This window comes from Actinopolymorpha singaporensis (genome assembly GCF_900104745.1).
Classification (GTDB): Bacteria; Actinomycetota; Actinomycetes; order Propionibacteriales; family Actinopolymorphaceae; genus Actinopolymorpha; species Actinopolymorpha singaporensis.
Window position 1 is genome coordinate 508,803 of the sequence record NZ_LT629732.1, and the last position, 14,316, is coordinate 523,118.

The following is a 14,316-nucleotide window of genomic DNA, read 5'->3' on the forward strand; positions in this document are numbered from 1 at the left end:
CACTCGATGTCGTACGTCGATCAGCCGGGTCGCGCCCTCGGCCGGCCTCGGTCAGCTCCGGCCGGCGACGTCCCACCGGGCACCGTGCGGAGTGTCGGTGACCTCCACGCCGGCGTCCCTGAGTTGGTCCCGCACCGCGTCGGCCGCCGCCCAGTCCCGCCGGGCCCGCGCTTCCTCGCGCTGGACCAGCAATGCTCGCACCAGCGTGTCTGCCACCGCGCGGAGGGCGTCGTCCTGTCCGGCCGTACGCCGCCAGCGCGGGTCCATCGGATCCAGGCCGAGCACCGAAAGCATCGACCTCACCTCGAGCAGTCGCGCCCGGACGGTCGCCTTGTCGTCGGCGGCCAGGGCGGTGTTGCCGTCCCTGACGGCCGCGTGCACCACCGCGAGCGCCTGGGGGACGCCCAGGTCGTCGTCCATCGCCTGGACGAACGCCTCCGGCAGGGTCGACGTCCAGCCTTCCCCGTCGGCGTCCCCGCCCTCCCCGACGAACTCCACCGCTCGCTCGACGAAGCCCTCCAGTCGTTGGTACGCCGCGGCCGCCTCGTGCAGCGCCTCCTCGGAGTACTCGATCATCGAGCGGTAGTGCGGCGAGGCGAGGTAGTAACGCAGCTCGACCGGGCGGACGTCGCGGCGGACGACCTCCTGAACCAGCAGGGAGTTGCCGAGCGACTTGCTCATCTTCTCCCCGGACATCGTGACCCAGGCGTTGTGCAGCCAGTAGCGCGCGAACGGGTCGCCGGCCGCCAGCGACTGGGCGCGTTCGTTCTCGTGGTGCGGGAACACCAGGTCGATACCGCCGCCGTGGACGTCGAACTCCCGGCCGAGATACTTCGTCGACATCGCGGAGCACTCGATGTGCCAGCCCGGCCGGCCCGGACCCCACGGCGTGTCCCAGCTCGGCTCACCTGGCTTGGCCCGCTTCCACAACGCGAAGTCGCGCGGGTCGCGCTTGGCCTCGGCGTTCTCGGTGTCGCCGGCCGACTGGACCTCATCGACCCGCTGACCGGACAGGGCGCCGTAGTCGGCGAACGACCGTACGTCGAACAGCACGTCGCCGCCGCTGGCGTAGGCGTGGCCGGCCTCGATCAGCCGGCCGATCAGCGCGACGATCTCGGGGATGTGCCCGGTCGCGCGCGGCTCGAGCGTCGCCGGGAGGCAGCCGAGCAGGTCGTACGCCGCGGAGAACGCCCGCTCGTTGCGGTAGGCCAGCTCCCACCAGGGCACCTGTTCCGCCTGGGACTTCGCGATCACCTTGTCCTCGACGTCGGTGACGTTGCGGACGTAGACGACCTCGTTGCCCTGGCGCAGCAGCCAGCGGCGGAGCAGGTCGAAGTTGACGGCGAACCGCACGTGTCCGATGTGCGGGGGGCTCTGCACGGTGGCGCCACAGACGTACATCGTGACCTTGCCGGGCTGGAGCGGCTCGAAGTCACGGATCGCACGCGCGCGCGTGTCGTACAGGCGCAAGTTCATTGACTCAGCGTACCGAGGACCCGACAGCGGCCGGCCTCCCGGCGATCCTGGCCACCGATTCGGCGATTCGCCCGAAATTCCCTCAGGCGGGTACGACCAGAGCGGTGGCGAACGCCGCCAGCCCCTCGCCGCGGCCGGTGAACCCGAGCCCGTCGGTCGTCTTCGCGGCCACGCTCACCGGCGCGCCACACGCCTCGCTCAGCACGCCCTCGGCCTCGGCGCGGCGCGCGGCCATCCGGGGCCGGACACCGACCACCTGCACCGAGACGTTCCCGATCCGCCACCCCGCCGATCGGACCCGACCGGCCATCTCGGTCAGCAGCGCGACGCCGGAGGCGCCGGCCCACACCGGGTCCGAGGTGCCGATCTGGGCACCGAGGTCGCCCAGCCCCGCGGCGGTCAGGATCGCGTCGCAGCAGGCGTGCGCGGCCACGTCCCCGTCGGAGTGACCGGACAGCCCGACGCTCTCCTGCGGCCAGTGCAGGCCGGCGACCCACATCGGCCGACCGGGCGCGAACGGGTGGACGTCGACCCCGACGCCCACGCGGGGAAGCCCGTCAGCAGGAGAGTCAGCGGGCACCGGCTGCCCTCCGCCGCGTCAGCAGTGCCTCCGCGGTCAGCAGGTCCAGCGGCCTGGTCACCTTGAACGCCTCCTCCGAACCGGGAACGGCCACCACCGGGACGCCCTGGCGTTCGACCATGCCGGCGTCGTCGGTGACCGGCGGCACCTCCGGAAGTCCGCCGGCGGCCAGGGCCTGCTGGAACGCCGCGTGCGCGGCCGCCAGTACGCCCCGCCGGAACCCCTGCGGAGTCTGCACCGCACGCAGCGAGGACCGGTCCAGGGTGCGGACCACCTGGTCGTCGGCGACCACCTTCACGGTGTCCGCGAGTGGGACGACCGGCACGCAGGCGGCGGCACCGCGGCGGATCGTCGCGGCCACCGCGTCGACGAGTTCCGGCGGCGCCAGTGGCCGGGCCGCGTCGTGGACCAGCACGACGTCGACGTCCTCGGGCAGGCTGACCAGCGCGCGGGCCACGGACTGCTGCCGGTCGAGGCCACCGGCGACGACGAGGACCTCACCGATCCACTCGTAGTCGGCCAGCAGGCGTTCGACGGCGGCGGGGTCGTCGGGTGGTGCGGCCACCACCACGAGGTCGACCGAACGGGCGCGGTCCACCGCCCTGACCGCGTGCACGAGCAGCGGCGCACCGCCCAGCTCGCGGAGCGCCTTCGGCACGCCCGGGCCCAGGCGTTCGCCGCGGCCGGCGGCCGGAATGATCGCTGCGGTTCTCATCACTTCTGTGAGGTCGTACAGGTCGTACGGAAGGAGTGCGGGCGCAGGAGAAGCCTCGACCCCGGCGTCAGCCGGGGTCGAGGCTCGCGCACGTCGTCAGGAAGCGAGCACCTCGTCGAGGAGGGCTTCGGCCTTGTCCTCGTTGGTGTTCTCCGCCAGCGCCAACTCGGAGACGAGTATCTGCCGAGCCTTCGCCAGCATCCGCTTCTCACCTGCGGAAAGCCCGCGGTCCCGCTCACGGCGCCACAGGTCGCGAACGACCTCCGCCACCTTGATCACGTCACCGGAGGCGAGCTTCTCGAGGTTGGCCTTGTAGCGCCGCGACCAGTTGGTCGGCTCCTCCGTGTGTGGAGCACGGAGAACCTCGAAGACCTTCTCCAGACCTTCCTGACCCACTACGTCGCGGACGCCGACCAGGTCGACGTTGTCCGCCGGGACCCGGACAACGAGATCGCTTTGTGCCACGATCCGCAGGACGAGGTAGGTCTTGTCCACGCCCTTGATCTTGCGTGTCTCGATGTCATCGATGACGGCAGCCCCATGATGGGGGTACACCACTGTCTCGCCGACCTTGAAAGTCATATGTCAGGTACCCCTTCCTCGGTGACAAGGGTAACACGGGGCGATCCTGACACCCTCGACGTTTCCGCAGGTCAGCGCGGGGATGGGGGGTTGACAAGCGGCGTTGCGGCATGCTCGGGCAGGTGAAAGGGCCTGCAAGGAGCGGCTACGACCAGGCTTCACAGCCCCGGAACGGCAGGTGTTCTCCCTCGACGTACACGGGCTTCGGCTGGTACGGATTGACGCCCGGAGCACCGCGCAGATGGAACGCGCTCGGCCACGGCAGCTCGTCGGAGACGATGCGAGTCGTTGTCGGAATGTAGCGGATCGTGAGACCGCATCTGCGTTGTGGCGAGGTGTTCGCGTTGCTCCCGTGCACGATGTGCGGGTGGTGGACCTCCACGTCGCCGGGCCGCAGCACCATGTCGACCGCCTGGTTCTCGTCCACGTCGACCGCGATCTCCTTGCCGAGAACGCTTTCCACGTCGGTGTTGTCGCGCATCCCCGCGACGTCCCACTTGTGCGAACCCGGTACCAGCCGTACGCATCCGTTCTCCGGGGTGGACGGGTCGACCGCCAGCCACAGGGTGACCACCTTCATCGGCTCCAGCGGCCAGAACGCGCCGTCCTGGTGCCACAGCACGGGCTGGCCGGAGAAGGGCGGCTTGCAGATGTAGTGGGACGCGAACAACGCGACGTCCGGTCCGACGAACATCTGGGCGATGTCGACCAACCGGTCGTCGCTGATCAGCCGGACCCAGAACGGGTCGTCGCGCATCAGAACGTGCCCCAACTGCTCGGGCCGCAGCTCCGGGTGCCGGGCCTGCAGCCACTCGACGTGGGCGTTCACTTCCTTGATCAGGTCGGCGTCGATGACGTCACGGAAGATCACGTAGCCGTCGGTGTCGTAGCGTTCGCGTGCGTCGCGTTCGTCCAGTACTTCTGCGGTCATCGGGCTCGTCCCCTTCGTCGGCGATTCCTGCTCGGGCGTCCTGCTCGTGGCCTGCTCCTTGCCTGCTCCCATGGTCGGAGCCGGTGCCGGTCGCGCGATAGCACTGCCGATGCGGGAATGTGTACTTTTCTGACATGCCGTCCCGGCAGCCGCTGCGATTCGAGTCCCACGCCCTCGGGCGGGCCTACCACGCCGCCCAGGTCCGGCTCGGGCCCCGATCGGGGGGGTCAGACCGGCACGGCCACGCGGACTTCTACGAGCTGATGGGCGTCGTCGACGGGTACGCCGACCACCACGTCGGCACCGGCGTCCAGGCCCTGGGGCCGGGCGACGTGGTCCTCGTCCGGCCACGCGACCAGCACGCGATCTCCGGGCGGTCACCGGCCGGGGTGACGTTCGTCAACGTCGCCTTTCCGGCGCCGGCCTGGCAGGCGTTCGTCGACCTCGCCGGCGCCGATCCGGACGGGGCGCTGGAGCAGCGTCCCGACCCTCCGCTGCTGAAGCTGCGGGACGAGCGGGGCGAGGCCGGGCGGGCGGCGTTCGACCGGGCACTGGCGGCGTTCCACCGCACGCCGACGATGCTGGACCTGGTCCGGTTCTGGTCGGAGATCCTCGCCCTCGGCACGTTCGACGCGCACACGACAGCCGACCGGGTCGGCCCGGAGGGCGAGCTGCGTCCGGCATGGCTCGTACGCGCCTGCGCCGACATGCGCGCCGAGGACAATCTGCGGGCCGGCGTACCCCGCCTGCGCGAGCTCGCCGCCGTGAGCGGAGCCCATCTGGCCCGGTCCATGCGCACCCACTACGCGACCTCGCCGACGCGTTTCGTCACCGAGTTGCGGCTCGAACGTGCCCGGGTCCTGCTGACCACCACCGACCTCACCGTCACGGCGATCGCCCACCGCACCGGCTTCGCCAGCCAGTCGTACTTCACCCGTTGCTTCCACCGGGCGCACGGACTCTCCCCGCGCGCGTACCGGCGGCGTGCCCGGCGCGCGTTCGTCCCGTAGGGCGCCCCGAACACGTCCTAACATCGGCGAGTGGTGGCGGGCCCGCTACGCTGTGCGAGCGCCGCGTGTTACACCGAGGAAGGAACGCCGTGCTGTCATCGAGGATCGGCCGCGGCCTGGCCGCCGGCCTGGTCGCCGTCACCCTGCCCGTTCTCGCAGGCTGTAGCTCCTCCGGTACGCAGGTCGCCTACACCCCGAGCGACGGCGTGTGGACCAACCACGGCAACCTGCGGCTTCGCAACGTCGTCGCGGTCGCTCCGCGCGAGGGCGAGGCCACGCTGGTCGGCACGATCTTCAACAACGGCTCCGGCGCCGACGCCCTGACGGGTGTGCGGGTGCCCGGTGGCCAGGCCAAGGTGGGCTCGGGCACGGTGCCGCTGCCGGCCCGTGGCGTGGCGGTGCTCGGCGACACCACCAGCCTGGGCACCGCGGTGCCCACGACCCTGACCGGTGCCGGCCTCAAGCCCGGACTCGCGGTCCCGGTGACGTTCCGGTTCCAGCGTGCCGGAACCGTGCGCCTCGACATTCTGGTCGTCCCGCGCAGGGGCATCTGGGCCACCGTGCCGCCGCCCGGTGGTGGCCCGAAGCCGAGGCTCCCGTCGAAGCCGCTCCCCGGCTGAGCGCCCGGGGCCTTCGGTCTAGCCCTCGAACTTGTAGCCCAGCCCGCGCACCGTCACCAGGTGACGCGGATTGGACGGGTCCGGCTCGATCTTCGCCCGCAGCCGCTTGACGTGCACGTCCAGCGTCTTGGTGTCACCCACGTAGTCAGCGCCCCACACCCGGTCGATCAGCTGACCGCGGGTCAGCACCCGGCCGGTGTTACGCAGGAACATCTCCAGCAGCTCGAACTCCTTGAGCGGAAGGCGTACGTCGTCTCCGCTCACCGACACCACGTGGCGTTCGACGTCCATCCGGACCGGACCGCCCTCCAGCGTCGCCTGGACCACCTCGCCGGTCGGCTCGGTGCCACGGCGCAGGACCGCGCGGATCCGGGCGACGAGCTCGCGCGGACTGTAGGGCTTGGTGACGTAGTCGTCGGCGCCGAGCTCCAGCCCCACCACCTTGTCGATCTCGGTGTCCTTCGCGGTCACCATGATCACCGGGACGTTGGAAGTACGACGGAGCTCGCGGCAGACCTCGGTGCCGGACAGCCCGGGCAGCATCAGGTCGAGCAACACGATGTCGGCGCCGCCGCGTTCGAACTCCTCCAGCGCGACGGTTCCGGTGGCCGCCAGCGCGACCTCGAACCCCTCCTTGCGAAGGACGTACGACAGTGCGTCGCTGTAGCTCTCCTCGTCCTCCACGACGAGCACTCGAGTCACCGGGTTGCCTCCTTCGGGCGGCGTACGGCACTCGCGTCCGCCGGCGTTGCGGGTCTGGTTGGGGGATCGTTTCGCTCGCCCCGGTCGGCGGCGCCTGCCGGGAGCCGCACAGGGCGGGGAAGCGCGGCCGGGTCGGGCAGGCGGACCGAACCGATCTCGCGGATGGGCGCGGACGACTCCGACGCGGGATCGGGACGCAGCGGCAGCAGGAGGGTGAAGGTCGACCCCTCGCCCTCCACGCTCCACACGTCGACCGCCCCGCCGTGGCTGGCCGCCACGTGCTTGACGATCGACAGGCCGAGGCCGGTACCGCCGGTCTCCCGGCTGCGGGCCCGGTCCACCCGGTAGAAGCGTTCGAAGACCCGCTCCAGCTCCTTCTCCGGGATGCCGACGCCCTGGTCGGACACCGCGATCTCCACCATCGGGCCGAACCCGTCGAAGGTGGCCGCCGGCCGCCGGCGTACGTCGACCACCACGCGGGTGTACTCGGGGCTGTAGGTCACGGCGTTCTCGACCAGGTTGCCGAGCGCGATGATCAACTGCTGGGCGCTTCCGGTCACCGCGAGGCCGGTGTCCCCGGCACGGACCAGCGTGACCTGCTTGGTCTGCGCGTCCACCCGGGACCGGTCCAGCGCGCCGTCGACCACGTGGTCCAGCTCGACCGGCGCCGCCTCCTCCACCGGGTCGTCGGCCTGAACGCGGGAAAGCTCGATGATCTGCTGCACCAGCCGGGTCAGCCGGTCGCTCTCGACCTGCATCCGGCCGGCGAACCGCTGGACGGCCTCGGGGTCGTCCGCAGCGTGCTGGACCGCCTCCGCCAGCAGGACGAGAGCCCCGATCGGGGTCTTCAGCTCGTGGCTGACGTTGGCGACGAAATCACGCCGAATGGTGTCGATCCGGCGTTCCTTGGTGCGGTCCTCGACCAGCACCAGGATCAGCTCGCTGCCGAGCGGGGCGACCCGGGCGGAAACGGACAGGACGTCCTGGCCGAAGCGGCCGCGGAGAAGCTCCAGGTCGCACTGCCGGATCTCGCCGTCCCGGCGCACCTGGCGTACGAGTTCGAGGAGGTCCTCGACCACGATCCGGCTGCCGCGGACCAGCCCGAACGACCGTGCCGGGGCGCTTGCCTGGCGTACCTCGTCATGGGGACCGACCACCACCGCGGCCGAGCGCAGCACGGCGAGGACCTTCGCCACGTCGGGCGGCACGGCCGGCTCCGGCTCCTGCGGGGCCCTGGTCTGGGCGCCTTCGCTCAGCCGGAAGGCGAGGACCGCGACCGCGCCGATGGCGAGGCCGACCAGGCCGCTGAGGGTCGCGGCGAGCGTCGCTTCCACGCCCCGATGGTAAGCCGAGCTTCCCAGCGAAAGCCCTCGTCGGGGGCGGTGATCCGCACAGCCGACGGCCAGAGTTCACCAGTTGTTTGGCCGCGTACTCCGCCCGGTCACCTGAATCACCTACGGTGTTCGCTATGCGAGACGCGTTTCACGAGCAGCTTCAGCATCTGACCGACCGTATGGTCGAAATGGCCAACCTGGTGGAGGTGGCCGTCCGGGAAGGGACCGGCGCCCTGCTGGAGGCCGACGCCCGGCGGGCGGAGCGGGTGATCGCCGCCGACGCCCAGATCGACCGGTTGCAGTCGCTGGTCGAGGAACGCACGTTCGAGCAGCTTGCCCTGCAACAGCCGGTTGCGAGCGACCTGCGTGCTCTGGTGGCCGCACTGCGGATGGTGGCCGACCTGGAACGCATGGGCGACCTCGCCGAGCACGTCGCCAAGATCGCCCGGATGCGCTACCCCGAGTGCGCGATCCCGGCCGAACTCCACGACACGATCGCCGAGATGGGCTCGGTGGCGGAGCGGATGGTGCACAAGGTCGCGCAGACCGTGGCTGCCTCCGACGTCACCCAGGCGGTCGACCTGGTGGCCGAGGACGACCAGATGGACCGGCTGCGGCGGTCGCTGTTCCACATCGTGCTGGACAAGGACTGGTCGCACGGCGTCGAGGCCGCGATCGACATCGCGCTGCTCGGCCGCTACTACGAACGCATCGCCGACCACGCGGTCTCCATGGCCCGCCGGGTGATCTACCTCGTGACCGGCGACGTGCCGGTCCGTTCGTCCTGACGGTTCCGTCCAGCCCCTGGAACGTGACCGGGGCCGGCGTCGATCCCGACACCGGCCCCGGTTTCTTCGTTGCTTCCCTTTACTGGGCCCTACTGGGCGGCGGAGACCCGGGCCGCCTGGAACTGCTCGGCGGTCTGGTCGGCGACCACCTGCCCGTCGTGCACGGTGACGATCCGGTCAACCCACCGCAACGTCTGCGGCCGGTGGGCGATCACGATGGTCGTCCGCCCGGCGGCGACCCTCGCCATCGCCTGCTCGACGCGGCGCTCACTCTGCAGGTCCAGATGTGAGGTTGCCTCGTCGAGCACGAGGATCCGCGGGTCCATGACCAGCGCCCTGGCCAGGCACAGCAGTTGGCGCTGTCCCGCAGACAGCGACCGGCCGCGTTCCTGCACCTCGTGCAGGTAGCCGCCGTCCAGCCCGGCGATGAACTCGTGCGCCCCCACCGCGCGGGCGGCCTGCTCCACCATCTCGTCGGTGACGTCCGGAAGGCCGTACGCGATGTTGTCCCGGATGGTGCGCGAGAACAGGAACGGCTCCTGTGGGACGTAACCGATCGACTGGCGGAACTTCTCCGGGTCCAGACCGGTGACCGGCGCACCGTCAACCTCGACCTGCCCATCGGTGGCGTCGTAGAACCTCGTTATCACCTTGGCGATCGTGGACTTTCCGGCCCCGGTCTGCCCGACGAACGCCACCCGCTCACCGGCGGCGATGCGCAGGTTGGCCCCGCGCAAGGCGGGCTTGCGGGTGCCGTTGTACTGCAGCGTGACCTCGCGGAGCTCGATGTCGCCGCGCAGCTTGCCGATCTCCGTGGGCTCGGCCGGCGTGGGAACGCTGACCTCCTCCGCCAGCAGGGCCGCGATCCTGGTGATGCCGGTGCGGGCCCGCTGGTAGATGTCGAACACCGTCGCCATCTGCTGGATCGGTGCGAACGCCAGCGCGAGGTAGAGCAGGAACGGCACGAGTTCGGCCACCCGCAACTGTCCCGACTCGACCAGATGCCAGCCGACCAGCAAGGTGGTGGCCACGGTGAGGCCGGCCAGCAGTTCGATGAACGCGACGTACATCGCGGTGGCCCGGTTGCTCGTCCGCCTCGCGACGAACTGCCGCTCGGCCAGGCCCCGGAAGTGCGCCTGGTTGGCCTGCTCGCGCTGGAACGCCTGGGTGACCGGCAGCACCGCGAGGGTCTCGTGCAGGTAGGTGTTCAGCGCGGAGTTGAGCTCGCGTGCCTCCTCGTACGCGGGACCGACCACGCGGCGGTACCAGATCGTGGCCACCGTCGCCGGCGGGACGACCGCCAGCACCACCAGCGCGAGTGTCGGGTTGAGCACCAACAGCACCGCCGTCATGCCGGTGAACGTGACGATCGCGACCAGCGCGTTGGTGAGCCCGGCCTGGATGAGTTCGGCCACCGCGTTGACGTCGGAGGTGAGCCGGGTCATGATCCGCCCCGCGTGGGTGCGGTCGTAGTAGTCCATGCCGAGGCGCTGCAGATGGGCGAACAGCCTTATCCGCAAGGCGTACAGGATGCGCTCGGTGGTGCGGGCGGTGACGAACGTGGTGGCCCAGACGTCACTCCAGTCGATCAGCGCCACCAGGCCGAACACCGCACACGTGACCAGCAGCATGCCCAGCGACCTGGCGCCCAGGGCCTGATCCAGGCCGTTCTGCACCAGCAGCGGACCCGCCAGCACCGCCAGCGCGTCCACCAGCAGCAACGCCAGGCCGAGCAGGATCCCCCAGCGCTGCGGCCGCAGCATCCGGGTGAGCTTGAACCGCTCGTGCCGGTTCGACTCCCGCTCGACGTCGACGCCGGTCTCATCGGTGGCCGGGCGCAGCGCGGCCAGCGCGGACAGGAGTTCCGGCGACACCGGGTCGCCTACCCTTGCCCGCAACGGGTTCATCGCCGTCTGCGAGGGCTGCCACGCCTCCGGCGTCACCTCGGCGGCCTCCGGTGAGCCGTCGCGGGCGCTCTTCCCTTCGGCGTCGGCGCTCCTACCGGCCTCGGTGTCGGCCAGCTCCGACATCAGTGCCTGGTACAGCTCCGACCGGGCCAGCAACTCCTGGTGGGTGCCCTGGTCGACCACGCGCCCGCCGTCCACGAGCACCACCCGGTCGGCCAGCGCGACAGTGGACTCGCGGTAGGCGACCACGATCACGGTACGGCCGTCGACCACCTCGCGCATCGCGTCCAGGATGCGCCGCTCGACGTGCACGTCCACCGCCGACGTCGCGTCGTCCAGGACCAGGACGTCCGCGTCGGCCACCAGAGCCCGGGCGAGCGCGATCCGCTGCCGCTGCCCGCCGGACAGGCCGAGGCCCTCCTGCCCGACCTCGGTGTCGTACCCCTCGGGGAGGTTGGTCACGAAGTCGTGGATGGCGGCGATCTTCGCCATCGCGACGACCTCCTCGTCGGTGGCGTCCGCGCGGCCGTAGGCGATGTTGTCCCGGATCGAACCCGACAGCAGCATCGCCTCGTCGAACACCACGCTCACCCGCCGGCGCAGGTCCGGCAGCGGAAGTTCCCGAACGTCCACGCCGTCCAGCAGCACCCGGCCCGCACTCACGTCACGCAGCCGGGACACCAGTTGCAGTGCCGAGGACTTGCCGGACCCGGTCGGCCCGACGATCGCCACGGTCTCACCGGGCAGGACGTCCAGGCTGAACCCGTCCAGCGCCTGAGGCCCGTCGGGGTAGGAGAACGACACGTCGTCGAACGTCACGAACGCACCGCGCTCGGTGCCCTCGGACATGCTGTCGGTTCGGCGTACGTCGGCGATCGGGGTCGCGTCGGCCACGGGCCGGGCCGCCTCGTCGCGCACCTCGGGCTGCACGGCGAACACCTCGGCGATCCGCTCGGTGCCCGACCGCGCCCGCGGCAGCAGCGTGAGCACCGTCGCCAGCAGCCGCGCCGAACCGTTCAGGTCGGCCAGGTAGGCCAGGAACGCGAAGAACGTACCGACGGTCAGGTGACCGTTCAGGGCGAGCCAGCCGCCGAACAGCAACACCAGCACCTGGCCGGCCAGCGGCGAGGCCTGCAGCGTGGCCAGCAGCGGCGAGCGTTCGCGCACCGCGCGCACTCGGGAACGGAACAGGACCGTCAGCGACTCCACGAACCGGCCGAGCTCCGCCCGCTCCTGGCCGAACCCCTTCACCACCCGCACGCCGGTGATCGCCTCCTCGGCGACCGTGGTCATGTCCGCCTCACGCTGCTGTGCGTCCCAGGACGCGGCGTACACGCGCATGTGCAGCCGGCGGGTGACGGTCACCAGCACGACGAGGACGCCACACAACACCAGCGCCAGCAGAGGTGACAACGTGGCCATGATGCACAGGGCCAACGTCACCTGCAGGACAGTGCCGAGCACCGGCGGGAGCAGACCGACGGCCTGTTGGATCAGCACCAGGTCGGAGTTGACCCGGGCGACCAGCTGCCCGCTCTGCATCCGTTCGTGCGCCGCGGCGTCCAGGTGCTGCAGGTGTGCGTAGAGGTCGTCGCGGATGTCGTTCTGTACGTGGATGCTCAGCCGTCCACCGGTTTCGCGCCACAGGCCGCTGGCGCAGGCCCGGAGCGCGACGACGCCCACCAGGGCGAGCACCCAGGGCAGCACCGGCTTGGTCCGCGCCACGATCGCGTCGTCGACCACGACCTTCTGCAGCAGCGGGGCGCTGACCAGCGCGGCGGTCCACGCCGTCGCGGCGACCAGGGCGCCCACCAGGGCGCCGCGATGGCGGCCGAGGTAGGGAGCCAGCCACCGCAACCAGCCCTTGACAGGGGACGGCTCTGGCGTAATCCCCTTTCCAGAAAGGGATTTCGGCACCTTCACCGGCCGACGGGCTACCGACACCGACGAGGTCGTGGTCGGTGCGGACATCGGCGTGGAACGGCTCGAACGTGGCGTGGGCAGGACAGGTCTGGTCCGGGCCCCGGCCCGGGACCCAAGAGAGAACACGATTGGTCTTTCCCGCCGACGGCGGAACGTCGGTTGTCACATCATCAACAGGGCCGGCAGGGTCGGGCACCTCGTCCGCCGACGGCGAGGTGATCGCAAGCTCGAGCAACTGTGGGAGGAAGTCGCGGACTCCATGGCAGGCGACAGACCGCACGGGATCCTTCGGGCACATCCAGGACACGCCACGGCACACCAGACGGGTGCGCACGGCAGGGCCAGGCGCGACGATCAGCCACCAGCCGCAGCGCGGCAGGCGTCAGCTCGTCTCGCGGGTCCAGGTTGTGGAAACGATCCCACTCAGGTGGCTACAGCTCGCCACAGGGTCCGGCGTTCCCTCTCCACACGAGTGCTCTCAGGCGCCCGTGCCGAGGGTCCCTGTCACAAGAGAATGGACGGGAAGAAGTACGCGGGAACGTGCGGGTGATAGCGCCGCACTGTGGGTCGGTGGGGAAGGAACTTGCGAAGCGTCCGTTGTGACGCTGACATGGCGCGCACGCACCTCAACTGCTGCTGTGGGTTGGCCAGGAAGAGAAGGAAGCAGGCTTCGTCGTCTGCGAATGACAAAAGGCTAACGGGGGCGTGCGGAACTCGCGACCGCTTTCCACATCATGGACGCGAGGCGACCTCACCGCCCCCTGGGTCGCCCGGAACTGTCAACTCCCCAAGGCCGTTCGCGGTTACGCCGGCGCGGCAGCTTTGTCGCACCTTTTTCGCCGCGGGCCGCCGGACTGCGGCCCGCCAGGACTGCGGGCCGCCGCACCAGGCTGTGGGGCCGCCGGACCGGGCTGCGGCTCGTTGGGCCCGAGTGGTCGACCGACAGTCCGGCCCGGCGTCCGGGAAGTGATCAGCGGCCCTGGTTCTTGACCGCCTCGATCGCGGCGGCGGCCGCGGCCGGGTCGAGGTACTCCCCGCCCACCTTGGTCGGTCGCATCTGCTCGTCGAGTTCGTACAGCAACGGGACGCCGGTGGGGATGTTCAGCCCGACGACCGCCTCGTCGCTCATCCCGTCCAGGTGCTTGACCAGGGCCCGGATGGAGTTGCCGTGCGCGGCCACCAGGACCGTCGACCCGCGCCGCAGGTCGGGGATGATCGCGTCGTACCAGTACGGCAGCATCCGCTCGACCACGTCGGCCAGACATTCGGTGCGGGGCAGGAGCTCCGGCGGAAGGTCGGCATAGCGGGCATCGCCTGCCTGGGAGAACTCCGAGGCGTCCTCGATCGGCGGGGGCGGCGTGTTGTACGACCGCCGCCAGATCATGAACTGCTCCTCGCCGAACTGCTCCAGCGTCTGCTTCTTGTCCTTGCCCTGCAGCGCGCCGTAGTGGCGCTCGTTGAGCCGCCAGCTGCGGCGGACCGGCAGCCAGTGGCGGTCACAGGTGTCCAGCGCGATCTCGGCGGTGCGGATCGCCCGCCGCAGCACGGAGGTGTGCACGACGTCGGGCAGCAGGGCACGCTCGCGCAGCAGCTCACCGCCGCGGCGTGCCTCCGCCTCGCCGGTCGCGGACAGGTTGACGTCCACCCAGCCGGTGAAGAGGTTCTTGGCGTTCCACTCGCTCTCGCCGTGGCGGAGGAGGACAAGTCGGTACGGAGCTGCGCTCATGCGCCCGACTTTACCGACGCTT

Annotated in this window: 12 protein-coding genes; 3 read left to right on the forward strand and 9 right to left on the reverse strand. The window is 70.6% G+C overall.

Annotation, left to right across the window (positions count from 1 at the left end; genetic code table 11):
• Positions 1-51: 51 nt before the first annotated feature.
• The 5 genes from cysS to BLU27_RS02315 all read right to left on the reverse strand — a co-directional run bounded on the left by cysS (position 52) and on the right by BLU27_RS02315 (position 4,284).
• On the reverse strand, positions 52-1,476 hold the full coding sequence (gene cysS / locus BLU27_RS02295; RefSeq protein ID WP_092650107.1) for a cysteine--tRNA ligase: 1,425 nt from the start codon (positions 1,474-1,476) through the stop codon (positions 52-54).
• An 82-nt stretch (positions 1,477-1,558) separates the two neighbouring features.
• Positions 1,559-2,056 carry a 2-C-methyl-D-erythritol 2,4-cyclodiphosphate synthase gene (gene ispF / locus BLU27_RS02300; RefSeq protein ID WP_092650109.1) on the reverse strand — a complete coding sequence of 166 codons (498 nt, stop codon included), beginning with the start codon at positions 2,054-2,056 and terminating at the stop codon, positions 1,559-1,561.
• Positions 2,046-2,771 (reverse strand): 2-C-methyl-D-erythritol 4-phosphate cytidylyltransferase, encoded by a 726-nt coding sequence (gene ispD / locus BLU27_RS02305; protein WP_092650111.1) that lies wholly within the window; start codon positions 2,769-2,771, stop codon positions 2,046-2,048. The genes ispF and ispD overlap by 11 nt, the downstream gene beginning before the upstream one ends.
• A gap of 96 nt (positions 2,772-2,867) precedes the next feature.
• Positions 2,868-3,353, reverse strand: coding sequence for a CarD family transcriptional regulator (locus BLU27_RS02310; protein ID WP_092650113.1), 486 nt, complete (start codon positions 3,351-3,353; stop codon positions 2,868-2,870).
• Positions 3,354-3,498: 145 nt separating this feature from the next.
• Positions 3,499-4,284, reverse strand: a complete 786-nt coding sequence (locus tag BLU27_RS02315) for a phytanoyl-CoA dioxygenase family protein (protein WP_092650115.1) — start codon at positions 4,282-4,284, stop codon at positions 3,499-3,501.
• 134 nt (positions 4,285-4,418) lie between these two features.
• Between BLU27_RS02315 and BLU27_RS02320 the strand changes: the two genes are divergently transcribed.
• Together BLU27_RS02320 and BLU27_RS02325 are read left to right on the forward strand one after the other, a co-directional pair.
• Positions 4,419-5,294 carry an AraC family transcriptional regulator gene (locus BLU27_RS02320; protein ID WP_092650117.1) on the forward strand — a complete coding sequence of 292 codons (876 nt, stop codon included), beginning with the start codon at positions 4,419-4,421 and terminating at the stop codon, positions 5,292-5,294.
• Positions 5,295-5,383: 89 nt separating this feature from the next.
• Positions 5,384-5,914: a copper chaperone PCu(A)C domain-containing protein gene (locus BLU27_RS02325; RefSeq protein ID WP_092650119.1), complete on the forward strand. Its 531-nt coding sequence runs from the start codon at positions 5,384-5,386 to the stop codon at positions 5,912-5,914.
• Positions 5,915-5,932: 18 nt separating this feature from the next.
• On the opposite strand, the gene BLU27_RS02330 is transcribed toward BLU27_RS02325, so the two are convergent.
• Both BLU27_RS02330 and BLU27_RS02335 read right to left on the reverse strand, forming a co-directional pair.
• Entirely contained in the window at positions 5,933-6,616 is a 684-nt protein-coding gene (locus BLU27_RS02330) for a response regulator transcription factor (RefSeq protein WP_092650121.1), read from the reverse strand.
• Entirely contained in the window at positions 6,613-7,950 is a 1,338-nt protein-coding gene (locus tag BLU27_RS02335) for a sensor histidine kinase (RefSeq protein WP_092650122.1), read from the reverse strand. The genes BLU27_RS02330 and BLU27_RS02335 overlap by 4 nt, the downstream gene beginning before the upstream one ends.
• Before the next feature lie 134 nt (positions 7,951-8,084).
• On the opposite strand from BLU27_RS02335, the gene phoU reads away from it, so the two are divergent.
• Positions 8,085-8,738, forward strand: coding sequence for a phosphate signaling complex protein PhoU (phoU, locus tag BLU27_RS02340; RefSeq protein ID WP_092650124.1), 654 nt, complete (start codon positions 8,085-8,087; stop codon positions 8,736-8,738).
• An 89-nt stretch (positions 8,739-8,827) separates the two neighbouring features.
• On the opposite strand, the gene BLU27_RS02345 is transcribed toward phoU, so the two are convergent.
• Both BLU27_RS02345 and BLU27_RS02350 read right to left on the reverse strand, forming a co-directional pair.
• Positions 8,828-12,502, reverse strand: coding sequence for an ABC transporter ATP-binding protein (locus BLU27_RS02345; RefSeq protein ID WP_172804847.1), 3,675 nt, complete (start codon positions 12,500-12,502; stop codon positions 8,828-8,830).
• 1,036 nt (positions 12,503-13,538) lie between these two features.
• The gene (locus BLU27_RS02350) at positions 13,539-14,294 is read right to left on the reverse strand and encodes a phosphoglyceromutase (protein ID WP_092650128.1); all 756 of its coding nucleotides are present in this window, start codon (positions 14,292-14,294) and stop codon (positions 13,539-13,541) included.
• Positions 14,295-14,316 lie beyond the last annotated feature (22 nt).